The organism is Saccharopolyspora sp. NPDC000359, from assembly GCF_040300525.1.
Lineage (GTDB): Bacteria > Actinomycetota > Actinomycetes > Mycobacteriales > Pseudonocardiaceae > Saccharopolyspora.
Window position 1 is genome coordinate 1 of record NZ_JBEPDU010000020.1, and the last position, 12,822, is coordinate 12,822.

The 12,822-nt window shown below is 68.1% G+C and carries 10 protein-coding genes; 3 read left to right on the plus strand and 7 right to left on the minus strand.

What is annotated here, in order from left to right; translation table 11 throughout:
• Nucleotides 1-109: 109 nt before the first annotated feature.
• The 5 genes from ABT324_RS15030 to ABT324_RS15050 form a co-directional block, all read right to left on the minus strand.
• Entirely contained in the window at nt 110-628 is a 519-nt protein-coding gene (locus ABT324_RS15030; protein ID WP_351176566.1) for a flavin reductase family protein, read from the minus strand.
• A 2-nt stretch (nt 629-630) separates the two neighbouring features.
• The gene (locus ABT324_RS15035; protein WP_351176569.1) at nt 631-1,101 is read right to left on the minus strand and encodes an acyl-CoA thioesterase; all 471 of its coding nucleotides are present in this window, start codon (nt 1,099-1,101) and stop codon (nt 631-633) included.
• Nucleotides 1,098-2,099, minus strand: a complete 1,002-nt coding sequence (locus ABT324_RS15040) for an enediyne biosynthesis protein (protein ID WP_351176572.1) — start codon at nt 2,097-2,099, stop codon at nt 1,098-1,100. Before ABT324_RS15040 ends, ABT324_RS15035 begins: the two co-directional genes overlap by 4 nt.
• Nucleotides 2,096-4,087: a CRTAC1 family protein gene (locus ABT324_RS15045; protein WP_351176575.1), complete on the minus strand. Its 1,992-nt coding sequence runs from the start codon at nt 4,085-4,087 to the stop codon at nt 2,096-2,098. The genes ABT324_RS15040 and ABT324_RS15045 overlap by 4 nt, the downstream gene beginning before the upstream one ends.
• 250 nt (nt 4,088-4,337) lie before the next feature.
• Entirely contained in the window at nt 4,338-5,168 is an 831-nt protein-coding gene (locus tag ABT324_RS15050; RefSeq protein WP_351176578.1) for an SAM-dependent methyltransferase, read from the minus strand.
• A gap of 221 nt (nt 5,169-5,389) precedes the next feature.
• On the opposite strand from ABT324_RS15050, the gene ABT324_RS15055 reads away from it, so the two are divergent.
• The 3 genes from ABT324_RS15055 (at nt 5,390) to ABT324_RS15065 (ending at nt 9,455) form a co-directional block, all read left to right on the plus strand.
• Nucleotides 5,390-7,018 (plus strand): MFS transporter, encoded by a 1,629-nt coding sequence (locus ABT324_RS15055; RefSeq protein ID WP_351176581.1) that lies wholly within the window; start codon nt 5,390-5,392, stop codon nt 7,016-7,018.
• A gap of 68 nt (nt 7,019-7,086) precedes the next feature.
• The gene (locus ABT324_RS15060; protein ID WP_351176584.1) at nt 7,087-7,641 is read left to right on the plus strand and encodes a dihydrofolate reductase family protein; all 555 of its coding nucleotides are present in this window, start codon (nt 7,087-7,089) and stop codon (nt 7,639-7,641) included.
• A gap of 269 nt (nt 7,642-7,910) precedes the next feature.
• Nucleotides 7,911-9,455 carry a class I SAM-dependent methyltransferase gene (locus tag ABT324_RS15065; protein WP_351176587.1) on the plus strand — a complete coding sequence of 515 codons (1,545 nt, stop codon included), beginning with the start codon at nt 7,911-7,913 and terminating at the stop codon, nt 9,453-9,455.
• Between the two features lie 194 nt (nt 9,456-9,649).
• On the opposite strand, the gene ABT324_RS15070 is transcribed toward ABT324_RS15065, so the two are convergent.
• Nucleotides 9,650-10,825, minus strand: a complete 1,176-nt coding sequence (locus tag ABT324_RS15070; RefSeq protein ID WP_351176590.1) for an epoxide hydrolase family protein — start codon at nt 10,823-10,825, stop codon at nt 9,650-9,652.
• Between the two features lie 125 nt (nt 10,826-10,950).
• A complete protein-coding gene (locus ABT324_RS15075; protein WP_351176593.1) occupies nt 10,951-12,522 on the minus strand; it encodes an MFS transporter in 1,572 nt (523 codons plus the stop codon).
• Nucleotides 12,523-12,822: the final 300 nt, after the last annotated feature.

The following is a 12,822-nucleotide window of genomic DNA, read 5'->3' on the forward strand; positions in this document are numbered from 1 at the left end:
ATCCTCACCCTGCCGTGAGGCGCAGCGGTTCCCGGCGGGCGGGCCCGGACACCTAGGCTCGGTGCCCGTGCACAGTCGAACCTGCGTCCCGGGCAGGGCGCTACCTGAGCTACCCGCGGTAGCCCCCACCGAAGAACAGCAGCGGCTCCGACACCGCACCGCACTCGAGCGCCACCACTGAACCGAGCACGATGGAATGATCACCGCCCTCGTACACCGTGGCACGCCGGCACTCCAGCCAGGCGACGGCGTTGGCGATGAGCCGGACCCCGGTGCGGCGGCCGGTCACCCACTCGATCGCAGCGAACTCGCCATCACCGCGCGGCCGGGCGCGGTTCGCGAAGTGCCGGGCGATCCACTCCTGCTCCGCCGACAGCACCGACACCGCGAAGGCGTCGTTGGCCAGGATCGCCTCGTGCATCGAGCTGGACCGCTGCACGCACACCAGGATGGTCGGCGGATCGAGGGAGACCGAGGTGAACGCGTTCACCGTCATCCCGCGCGGCCTCTCCGGGCCCGCGGTCACCACCGCGACCCCGGTGGCGAACTTGCCGAGCACGCTGCGGAACCGCACCGGATCGCGCACCGGTCCGGGTTCCCCTGGGAACTGCTGGTCGGCTCTGGACATGATCAACCATTCCTCACCGCGGCGGTCTCCCGCGCTTGCGACGCCGTTCCGGTGGCATAGGGTGCCAGCGCCTCGCGCAGCGACGCCGGCACCGCGACCGGCCGGGCCTCGGCACCTTGCCCGTTGATGCAGGCCACCCGCTGCCGACCGCGCGCCACCAGCACTTCGCCGTCCGCTCCCGGTCTGACGTAGTCGAACCCGAACTCGATCTGAGTCCGCGTCAGGTCCACCAGCGTCATCCGGATGGCCAGCTCGTCGAACAGCGCCAGCTCCGCGAGGAACTCGCACTCCACCTTGACGGTGAACAGCACCAGCTCGGAACCGAAGGCGGCCAGCACCTCGGGTGCGTGCTCGCGGAGGAACATCTCCCGGCACTTGCCCTGCCAGCGCAGGTAGTTGACGAAGTAGACGTTGCCGACAACGGTGGTCTCCTCGAAACCGATCAGGTGCCGGACCTCGTAGTAGGGCTTCACGACGACGTCCCCCCGTCGCCCACGATGTTCGCCCGGATCGCCGCCGCCCGCTGCTGCTGGCGCTTGCTCCTCAGGTGCAGGGCCCACCAGAGGAGGCCGCGCCCCAGGCAGACCAGCGCGGTCGCGTAGAACATCGTGTACACCACGTCGAAGACCATCAGCACGCCGTAGACGGTGGCCACCGATGCGCCGAAGACGAACTGGTTGCGCCCCTTCATCGGCGTCGTGCCGGGATCGGTGATCATGTAGTTGGTGAACAGCACGAACGCGACACCCGTCATCACCCCGAGCGCCCCGTACAGCGACACGTCCCAGATCCAGTGCCGCACGAAGCCCTGGATGAGGAACCCGCCGAGCCAGCCGACGATCAGCGGGATGCGCTTGGTCAGCAAGCCGTTGAGGGTGGTGCCCGCGGTGATGATGATGACCGGGATCATCACCCGCCAGAAGCTGTTGGCGTTCTCGGTGAACTCGTACGGAGGTGCGAGGCTCACCCATCCGCTGAACAACACGAGGGTGACGGCGATGCCGAAGTTCGACGGGTTCATGTAGTGCCGCGTCCGGCCGGAGATCGGCGCCCACAGCACGTACTTGGCGCCCACCCCGACCACCACGCCGAAGGCGATCGGCCAGAACTGGTTGTTGGCGTACAGCAGCATGTTCACCGCCAAGGCGGTGATGTGCGCGGGCAGCAGGAATTCGTACACCCCGCGGCCACCGCGGCCCCGGTACCGGGGCGTTCGCCGGTAGGCCCACGCGGTCAGCGTTTCGAAGGCGATCTCCGCGACGTAACCGGTCAGCACGGCGAAGATCGGCCAGAGCCACGGTTGCTCGAAGCCCAGCAGCGTGTAGCCGAAGACGTTCAGCGCGGAGATAGAGATGGCGAAGTTGCGCAGCGCCAGGTAGCGCGCATCGGGCGCGGGCTTCTGCGGTGCGGGTGGAGTGGCGGGTGACGTGGTGACAGAACCGTCCGACGGTTGCCAGGTGGTGCTGGTCATCGGTTCGGAACCTCCTGCACGGTGGTGGACAGCATCAGCGCGTGCGTGCCCGGTGTGAGCTGCACGGTCTCGTCCCGCAGCTGGCCCTCGGTGTCCCGCCAGACCACCCGGGCGGTGACCGGGCCGGTTTCGTCGCCCAAGCCGAACCGGACGTCGAAGCTGCGGTAGCCGCCGTGCCCGCCGCCGCCGTCCAGCTGCGACACCTGGCTGCGGCCGTCGGGCGTCGTGACGGTCACGGTCGCGCCGTAGGCGGGGGCGCCGACGCCGGACAGCCCGCTTCGCCCGGTGGACGTGGTGGAGCTGTCCGCGGGGGGTTGGTACAGCCGCAGGCTCAGCACCTCGCCGCGGCCCGGCGACTCGTTGACGTAGAACGACGACGGGGCCCACTGGCGGGCAACGGCGAGGTCCAGCGATCCGCTTCCGGTGGTGTCACCGGTCGCAAGGGCACGTGACGGTACCGGCACTCCCAAGCCGAGCTGTTCGGAGATGTCGACGTACCCGCCATCCGGGCCCTTGGCGTAGAAGGCCAGCTCGTCATCACCGGCGAGGTCGTCACCGGCCTGCATGTTCGGCCACATGCTCGGATCACGCATCAGCAGGTCGTTCGTGATGGCGAGTTCCTGCAGCCAGTTCCACCGGTTCCGCTCGCCCTTGATGAAGCCGTCCGCCTGGACGATGTCGAGGTTGCCGTTGTTGAGGAAGTCACCGAACTTGACGTCCCAGGCCCAGCCGGTCCACGCCAACCCGTTCTCCTCCGCGCGCTGCGCGAACGGCGCGTCTCCGGCAGCGAGCTGCGACTGCATCTGCTCGTGGTCCGGCGCCTGGTTCTCCCACAGGAAGTTGCTCTCCTGTAGTCCGAACGGAACGGTGATGTTGCTGACCACGATGTCGAAGCGGCCCTGGCCCCGCGGGTCGCCGAAGTCCACACCCATGCCTTTGAAGGAGTCGTCGCCCAACACGAACGACTTCGGGGTGAACGGGGTGCGCGCCCCCTTCGCCAGCTCGAAGCGGATCTGCCCCGGTGTGGAGCGGTTGTGCAGCAGGTGGTCGTGGCCGAAGTCGTTGGCGATGTAGAGCTCGGTCAGCCCGTCGCCGTCCAGGTCCGCTCCGGAGGAGGCGAGCGTCCACCCGGTCGCCGCCTCGTACGGGATGGCCTCCGCTTCCGGCACGTAGGTGACGCCCGGTTCCGGGCCGGACGTGGCCGAGTGCCAGCGGAAGACGTGCCCACCGCCGCCGTTGGTGGCGCTGGACATCGACATGTTCATCTCGACGTTCTTCATCCCGTTCGGATCGAGCATGTCGGAGTCGGGGAAGTAGTTGCCGACGAAGATGTCCGGGCGCCCGTCACCGTCGTAGTCACCGACGTGCACCGCGTCGCTGTTCCACTTCGGACCGTGGTAGCGACCGTCCGCCGACTCCGCCGCGACGAGTTCCTGGCGGTGGTAGGCGCCATTGCTCACCGAGTCGGCGTCCGCTTTGGCCAGGAACAGGATCGGCGTGCGCCCCCAGTAGGTGACCAGCAGGTCCATCCGGCCGTCCATGTTGAAGTCGCCGGGTGTGCAACCGGTCGGGGCCATCGTGTCGTCGTGCGGCAGCGGCGCGGGGTCAAGGACGAACGGTTCGAAGCGGTCCTCAGGTGGCGCTGTCGGCGTGTGGGTGACGATCACGTCATCGGTCCGCGGGTCCACCAGGCACAGCGAACTCGCCCGCCCGTTCCCGGTGAGGTCGTTGATCGCCACGGACGCCCCGATCGCGGAGATCCACGACACCATGTGCTGGTAAGCGGGGTTCACCTCCCGGAGGCTCTTCATCGGCTTGTCCTCGTAGCCCTCCGGGAGCGGGATCGGCAGTTCCCGGAACTGGTACGGCTCTGCGGTCCGATCCGCGTCGCCGCTCGCCACTGCGCTCTGCCCGGCCAGGTAGAGCGCCACGAGCGACATGACGACGACGAGGACCGGAACCGATTTGCGGGCACGGTCAGATGGCATTATCGCTGTCTCCTCGCAATGCGCGCGGACACCGCCTGGTTCGACGGCGAAATTACCCACTCGCACATCGACCGATCCCTATCCCAACGGAATTGTGCACGTATCCGTTCGCGGGAACCAGGAATCCAATTCGGCCGACGGCGACCACTCCAGTTATTCAGGCGCGAAAAGAATTGCACTTCCTCGTTCCGCGCTGCGGTAGCCGCCCAAGGAGTGCCCGCGGGCACGCCCGGCCCGCGGAGAGGAATGCCTACGCCGCGAGCCGAGCGGTGGCCAGCACGTACTCGTGCTCGATCGAGGTCATCATCTGGTCGAGGATTTCGCCCGCCGCCGGGCCCAGTTCGGACACCAGTTCCGCGTAGTGCTCCTTCGCGGCCGCCGCCATCCGCTCACCGGTCTTCGCGGTGTTCGGGGTGATGTCGACCATCTCGATGTCGGTGAACCCGGCTTCGCGCAGCCACCGCAAGTACTGGTCGCGGCTCGGCAGGACGGCCATCTCCATGGTCTTGAGCATCTCAGCGCGAGCCTCTTCGGTGTCCGTGACCGGCCCCGCCGGGTGCAGGACGTCGGTGAACAGCAGGCGCCCTCCCGGTTTGAGCACGCGCGCCACCGACCGCAGCCCCTGCTCCCGGTCGATGTTGATGAAGGACTCGACCACCCATGCCGCGTCGAAGGAGTCGTCCGGGTACGGCATCGACAACGCGTCGATCACCTCGGCTGAGGCCAGGCGGTCGAGGCCCCGCTCCCGGGCCGCGCGCCGGAACCGCTCGATGTGCGATGGGGTGATCGCCACCCCCACCACCTCCGCCCCGGTCTCCTCGACCAGCTGGAAGGCAGGTCCACCAGTACCGCAGCCAACATCGAGCACCCGCTGACCTCGCGACACGCCCAGCTTCTCGATCATGACCGTGTTCATCCGCCGCTGCGCGACCTCGTTGGACGAGGTGTCGTGCTCGGACTTCCAGTACCCGGCGTGGTAGTTCTCGCCCCAGATGACCGAGAGGATCCGGCCGGCGAGGTCTTGGAACCCGGCGTCGGGCTCGGCCGGATCCGCCCCGGTCGCTGGTTGCTCCGCTGTCATCGCTTCCTCCCGCGCTCGTTGCCCATCACACCCATGGTCGCGGGGGCGACACGCTCGATCACCTTCGAGAATGCGGGCCGCGCCCCAGCCCGCTCCCACAGCGGACGTCACCCGTTAGGAGTAATTCAGAGCAATCCTGGCGACGGCTGTCGAATCAGCCGGCCCTCGTTCGTCGTGGGTGTAGATCTAGTTCGCACGCGTTGAGACCGGAGGACCCCAGGATGGCTATCGACGAAGCCCCACCCAAGGCTGGGCGCAGGGAGTGGGTCGGCCTCGTGGCCCTCTCACTGGCCACGTTGATGATCACCTTTGACATGTTCGTGCTGCTCCTGGCCCTGCCCGAGATCACCGCGGACCTGCGGCCCAGCACGGTCGAGCAGCTGTGGATCCTCGACATCTACGGATTCCTCGTCGGTGGTTTCCTGATCACGATGGGCACCCTCGGCGACCGGATCGGACGCCGGAAGCTGCTGATGATCGGCGCCGCGTGCTTCGCGGTCGCCTCGCTGCTGTGCGCGTTCGCCCCCACCACCGAGCTGCTCATCGTGGCCCGGGCGCTGCTGGGCATCGCGGGCTCCACGCTCGCACCGTCCACCCTCGCCCTGATCACGAACATGTTCCAGGACCCCAAGCAGATGGGGCTGGCGATCGGCATCTGGGCCGGTGGGTTCACGCTCGGCTCCATCCTCGGCCCGGTGGTCGGCGGCGTGATGCTCGCCTACTTCTGGTGGGGCGCGGTCTTCCTGCTCGCTGTGCCGGTGATGGTGCTGCTGCTGGTGGTCTGCACGCTGGTGGTGCCCGAGTTCAAAAACCCCGATGCGGGGCGGCTGGACCTGACCAGTGCGCTGTTGTCGGTGCTCGCGGTCATCGCCTTCATCTACGGGCTCAAGGAGGTCGCCCGCTACGGGTGGCAGCCGGTCCCGGTCGTCGTCGGGCTCGCGGGGATCGCCCTGGCCCTGGCCTTCGTGCGGCGGCAGTTCCGCCTGACCGAACCGTTCATGGACCTGCGCCTGTTCAACAGCCGCTCGTTCAGCACGATGCTCGTCGGCTTGGTGCTCTACGCCCTCATCGGCGGTTCGAGCATGTTCTACATCACCCAGTTCCTGCAGTCCGTGTCCGGCATGACCCCGCTCGAGAGCGCGTTCTGCCTGCTCCCCGGCATGGTGGTGGCCACGATCAGCGCCACCGTCTCCCCGATGCTCGGCCAGCGGTTCCGGCCCGCGTACCTCATCTCGGGTGGGATCGTCGGCATCATCGTCCCGTTCGCGATGTTCTCCCAGTTGGAGCCGGACTCGGGCCCGCTCCCGCTGATCATCGGGTTCGCCATCATGGGCCTGTGCGAGGGGCCGCTGCTGTCCTTGGGCACCAACCTGGTCGTCAGCTCGGCACCGCCGGAGAAGGCTGGCTCCTCGTCGTCCATGACGCAGGTCGCCAACGAGGCTGGCTCCTCGCTGGGGTTGGCGATCATGGGCAGCATCGGCGCGGCGGTCTACGTCGCGCAGCTCGGCGACACCGCCCCGGCCGAGGTCAGCTCCGAGACCCTGGCAACCGCGCAGGAGAACGTCGCCAGCGCGTTGACCGTGGCCTCTGAGCTGCCGCCCGAGGTGGGCGACCGGCTGGCTGTCGCGGCGAAGGACGCCTTCGCCAGCGGAATGAACACCTTCGCGATGGTCTGCATGGCGATCCTGCTCGTCTCCGCCGCGGTGATCGCCGTCCTGCTCCGGCACGTGCCACCGACCGGCGCAGATGAAGGCGCCGCGGACGACGCCTCCGGCGAGGAGTCCCCGGCAGCGGAACTGGACGGCCCGGGCGCCGCCACGGGCGGAACCGACGCCAAGTCGGTGAACTGACCCACCCAGTTGTCGGTCCGGCGCTCGGCGCAGCACCGGACCGGAAGTGAGAAGGAAGAAGGAAGGTTATGCGCAAGCTCCTGATGTACATGCAGTCGACCGCGAACGGCTTCGGTGCTGATCCTGGCGACGAGATGTTCTGGGCGAAGGTCTCCGACCAGACGTGGGAATTCACCAACTCGCTCCACGACCGCTGTGACGCCATGGTCATGGGACGGAAGATGTACCAGGACTTCCTGGGCTTCTGGCCGGAGCAGGCCAAGGACGAGTCGGACTCGGACGTGGCCCGCCACGCCCGCTGGCAGTACGACCTCGCCAAGTACGTCCTGTCGGCAAGCCTGACCGAGGCCGACCCGTCGTGGCCGAACACCCAGATCCTGAGCAGCCTCGACGACCTCAAGGCGCTCAAGGAGCAGCCGGGCAAGGACATCCTGATCGCCGGTGGTATCGGGATCACGAAGGCGTGCGCCAACGCCGGGCTGATCGACGACTACTACATCCACGTCAACCCGGCGACCATTCCCGAGGGAACGCTGCTGCTGGACGCGCGCCTCGACCTGCAGCTGGTCGACGTCAAGCAGCACGACACCGGTGTCGTGGCACTGCACTACAGGCCGGCCTGAGTCGCGGGAATGCCCGGTCCGGCCGCGGTGCCGGGCCGGGCATCCTGCTGTGCCGTCTGCGCCCACCTGCTCCGCACGTGAGAAGGGGCGAACGGACCTCGCCACTGCGCACCATTGCTGGTGAGAACGCTTCTCGACCGCGCTTAGCTCCCACCCTCGGCAAGCAGCAGAAGCCGCGGCTGCCCAGGGGCCCTGCTGAACGCGGTGACGAGGTTGGACAGCGCTCACAGAGCGGGATCACGGCGTGACGTTCAGGAGGACGCAGGAGAATGACTGTTGCCGGTAATCCGAACAAGGTCTCGGGCCTGGTTGATTCGTTCCTCACCACAGCACCGGGCGAACTCGAGGCGAGCTACCGCCGACTGCTCCGTGCCGTGTGGCGCGACGGTGCCCTGACCGACCTGGCGCTGCCCGCGGTGAACGAGCTCGTGCGTCGGCTGGAGCAGGCCGACGAACTGCGGAAGGCCTACCTCGCCGAGCTCTTCGGGCTGCTCGTCCAAGCCGAACAACCCGGCACCGGCGGCCCGGTGACCGCAGTGGTGCGCACCGAGCTGGACCAGTACCTCGCCCTGTGGCGGACCAGCACCCGGGACCAGCCCACCTACTGGGCGCTGCTGTACCTGCTGTCGCACTTCCCCGGAGACCGGGACCGAATCCTCGGTGCCGCGGCCGAGGTGGAGCTGGACGGGGACGACATGTCCAGGCTGGACCGCGCCCTCGACGCGCTCGACGTCGAGGACCCCGTGATCGGGCGGGTGTTCCCGTACCCGGCTGCCTACGACGAGATGTTCGACTCCGAGAAGGAGGTCGACCGGGCGTGGATCCGGACGCTCACCCCGGAGCAGGTTCGCGAGCAGTGGCACAACGACATCGCCGCCGTGCGGGCGCATGCCGGCGCGAAGTCGTTCTACGCCATCCGGCACGGCAAGCCCGAGCCGGTGTACCCCGATGACACACCAACACGGGAGGCGCATCCCACCGACGCCGACGACGTCGCGCTCTACGCCCCGCACCGCTATGCGTTGCGCTGCCCGCGCTGCGGGGGCAAGCCGACGATCCGGCAAGGCCTCGCCGAATGCGGCGGCTGCGACGCGGGGTTCCCGATCGCCAAGGGCATGCTGAACGTGCTCACCAGCGTCTACGACGGCAAGAACCACGATGACGACTTCCTCTTCCAGTTGTCGAACATCGGCACCATGGCCTACTTCATCGACGTCTACGCGCGCCCAGCCTTCAAGCGCCTGTGCGGGATGAACTGGAACAACCAGGTCAGCCCGCAGTGGGAAGGTGACTACATCCGGCAGCACCTCCGCCCGGTGGACGGCACCGTGCTCGACCTCGCGGCGGGGAGCGGGTTGTGGACCGACACGATCGCCGAAGCCGTGGGCGCGGAAAGGGTGCTGGCGCTGGACATCCTCCCGGCCAGCCTCGCCACGCTGCGCGACCGCAGGCCAGATGTGCCCGCCGTCGTGGCGAACGCGCGCTCGCTGCCCTTCGACGACTCGTCGCTGGGTGCGGTGACCTGCTGGGACGCGCTCCAGGCCTTCCCGGAGGAGGCGCCGCTGGCGATCGCCGAAGTGGGCCGGTGCCTGCGTCCGGGCGGCACCTTCACGCTGTTCACCTTCGTCGACGCCGACGACGAGGTCTACCGGCACTTCGTGCGGTCGCACCGGTTCCCGAAGTCGCACAAGGACGGCCTGACGTTGTTCGAGCGCACCGACCTGGACCGGTGGATCGCCGACGCCGGGCTCGAGGTGATCGACCGGTCCGGCCCGCACCTGCACTACGTCGTCACCGCGCGAAAACCGGCCTGACCACCGGTTCAGCGCAGCCGCCCAGTTGACAACAGCCGGGACCGCGGTCCCGGCTGTTGTGCTGCCCGCGCTCCAGGTGGAGGAGAACTGGAACGGTGCCAGGCGGAACTGGCGAGGCGCAGCACGACGCAGAATGGCCCGATGGCCCGTTGCACCGGCAACTGGCCATCGAGGCACCCGGCACGTCAGCCGCGCTACGCCGACCGCAGCACCGACCGGACGAACTCGCGGATGTCACCGATCAGCAGGTCCGGCTGCTCCAGCGGCGCGAAGTGCCCGCCGCGGTCGAACTCCGTCCAGCGGGTCATCGACGGCAGCACCTGTTCCGCGAAGCGCCGGATCGGGCGAGTGGCGTCGGCTGGGAAGACCGCGACGCCGACCGGGACGGTGAGCGGCCACGGTCCGCCCCACGTCCGGACGTGGTCAGCCATGGTGTGCATGGTCTCGAAGTACATGTGCGCGCTGGAGCCAGCGGTGGCGGTGAACCAGTAGGTCGACACGATCGTGAGCAGGGTGTCGCGGTCGATCGCGTCCTCCGGCCGGTCCACGGTGTCGGCCCATTCCTTGTACTTCTCCGCGATCCACGCGAGCTGGCCGACAGGTGAGTCGGTCAGCGAGTAGGCGAGCGTCTGCGGCCTGGTGGCCTGCTGCCTGCTCCAGGCCGTGCACACGTCGGCGAACCAGCGCGTGTGCTCGACCTTCACCATGTCGTCCTCGGACAGTCCGGCCAGCACCGCGGGGTCGTCCTCGAACATCGTGACCAGCATGTTGATGTGCACCGCGTCGACGTGGTCGGCGTCGATGCGGCCGAGTTCGAGCGAGACGACCTTGCCCCAGTCACCGCCCTGGGCGATGTACCGGTCGTAGCCGAGCCGGCTCATCAGCTCCGCCCAGGCGCGCGCGACCCGGCTCATGCTCCATCCCGGCTGGCCCGTGGGTCCGGAGAACCCATAGCCGGGAATCGTCGGCACGACCACGTGGAAGGCGTCCGCCGGGTCCCCGCCGTGCGCCGCCGGGTCGGTCAGCGGGCCGATCATGTCGATGTACTGCGCGGACGAGCTCGGCCAGCCATGGGTGAGGATCAGCGGTGTGGCGTCCGGTTCTGGTGACCGCACGTGCAGGAAGTGCACGTTGGCGCCGTCGATCTCAGTGGTGAACTGCGGGTACTGGTTCAGCCACCGCTCCGCCGCGCGCCAGTCGAATTCCGTCCTCCAGTAGCCGGCCAGTTCCTTGAGGTACGCGAGCGGAACTCCCCGTTCCCAGCCAGTTCCGGGAATCTCATCCGGCCATCTCGTGGCGTCGATCCTGCGGTGCAGTTCGTCGATGTCGGCCTGCTCGACGTCGACCCGGAAAGGAACGATTTCGCTCATTCTCTCATCCCCTGTCGATATGCGACAACTTCCGTTCACACCATGCGCACCGGGCGCGGGAACCTCCTTCTCGCCGGTACCGGAGCACTGGCCGGTGACCAGGTCCGCTTCCTCCCCCAGCCACGTCAGCGGTCGGCACCTGCCGAACCCGCCTGGGTGCCAAGGTCCTCCTGCCCGAGGGGTGGCACGCCCCGCAACCGGTTGATGATCAGCGCGACAACCCCGACCAGAACGAGGACGGTGAACCCGGCCACCGCCTGCAACGAGGTGGTGAACGACTGACCCGCCTGCTCGAGCACGAGGTGCGCCAGGTCAGGCGGCAAGTTGCCCGCCACCTCCGCCGCGTTGGCAATGCTCTGCCCGGCGGTGGCGGCGGCCTCGGCGGGAACCGCCGGTGGCAGGCTGCCAGCCATCTGCCCGTGGTAGAGCGCGACCGCGGCACTGCCCACCACCGCCACCCCCACGGCGTTGCCGAGCTCGGCGCTGACCTGCGGCATCGATGCCGCGGCACCGGCCCGCTCCGGTGGGGCGGAACCCACCATCAACGTCATCCCGACGGCGAGCAACGGCGCCCCGCCGAGCGACCACAGCGCGAAACCGACGACGAGCAGGCTGGTGGCACCGGTGCTGCCCGCGACGATGACCAGCAGCAACCCGGCGATCACCAGCACTTGACCGCCGGCCATCAGATGAGCGGGCCGGAACCGGCGGGCGAGCGTGCCGACCACCGGCGCGCCCAGTGAGCTCAGCACCAGGCCCGGCGCCAGGCTGAGCCCCGCCTGCAGCGGGGTGAGGTTTTGGACCAGCTGGAAGTGCAGCATGAGCAGGAACAGCACGGTCCCGGTCAGCACCGCTTGGAGGAACATGGTCAGCAACGGCGTGGCGAACCGCCGAATGCGGAACAGGCCCAAGTCGAGCAGCGGGCGGCTGAGCACGCGTTGCCGGTGGACGAACAGGGCACCGAGCGCCGCGCCGAGCACGATGGCAGCGATCGGCAACAGTTCCCAGCCATCTCTCGAGACCCCCTTCACCCCCCACACCGCGAGCAGGATCGCAGCCAGCGAGAGCAGTGAACTGGGCCAATCTGGCCGTCCCGCGTCGGCTTCCCGCTGCTTCGGCAGCACCATCGGCCCCAGCACCAGGGCGACCAGGACGGCGGGCACGTTGGCCAGGAACACCGAGCCCCACCAGAAGTGGGCGAGCAGGATGCCGCCAGTGACCAAGCCGAGGACCGCGCCGACGGTGTAGAGCGCCCCCCAGATCCCGAACGCCACACCCATCTGCTTCGGATCGCTGAACATGGTGCGGATCAGCCCGAGCGTCGACGGGATGATCGCGGCACTGGTCATGCCGAGCAGCGCCCGCCCCGCGATCAGCATGCCGGGATCGGTCGCGTACGCGGCGACGAGCGAGGCGATGCCGAAGCCGGCGACGCCGATCAGGAACAGCCGGCGCCGTCCGATGCGGTCACCGAGTCCGCCCATGGTGATGAGCAGGCTGCCGAGCACGATCCCGTAGACGTCGGCGATCCACAGCTGTTCGAAGCCATCGGCACCGACGCCGACGACGATATGGGGAAGCGCGAGCATCAGCATGAACGCGTCGGCCGCGATGAAAGCGGTCGGCAGGCACATCACGCCGAGCCCAATCCACTCCTGCACGCCGGCAACAGGGTGCGCATATTTCGAAGAAGTCATCAGGAAACCATTTCTCTTCACCGCGCGAATTCGGCGAGTCACCATTCAAGCGCATGACAGGCAACCGGGAATCTACACGCCGGCACCCGTCTACTCGATCGAGAAGAGCTGATCGCGCAGCATTGGAGAAGCACACCCGCGCACACCACTGCCATAGTTGGCTCGACCGATCACCAGTGGAATGGGGAACGGACGCGGGACCGAGATGAGGAATTACGCCGCGCCCTCGCCCACCCGCCTTCTCCCGGTGATCAACAGGTGCAACCCCCGGACGTCGCCCAGCCGGTGTTCCGGCACACG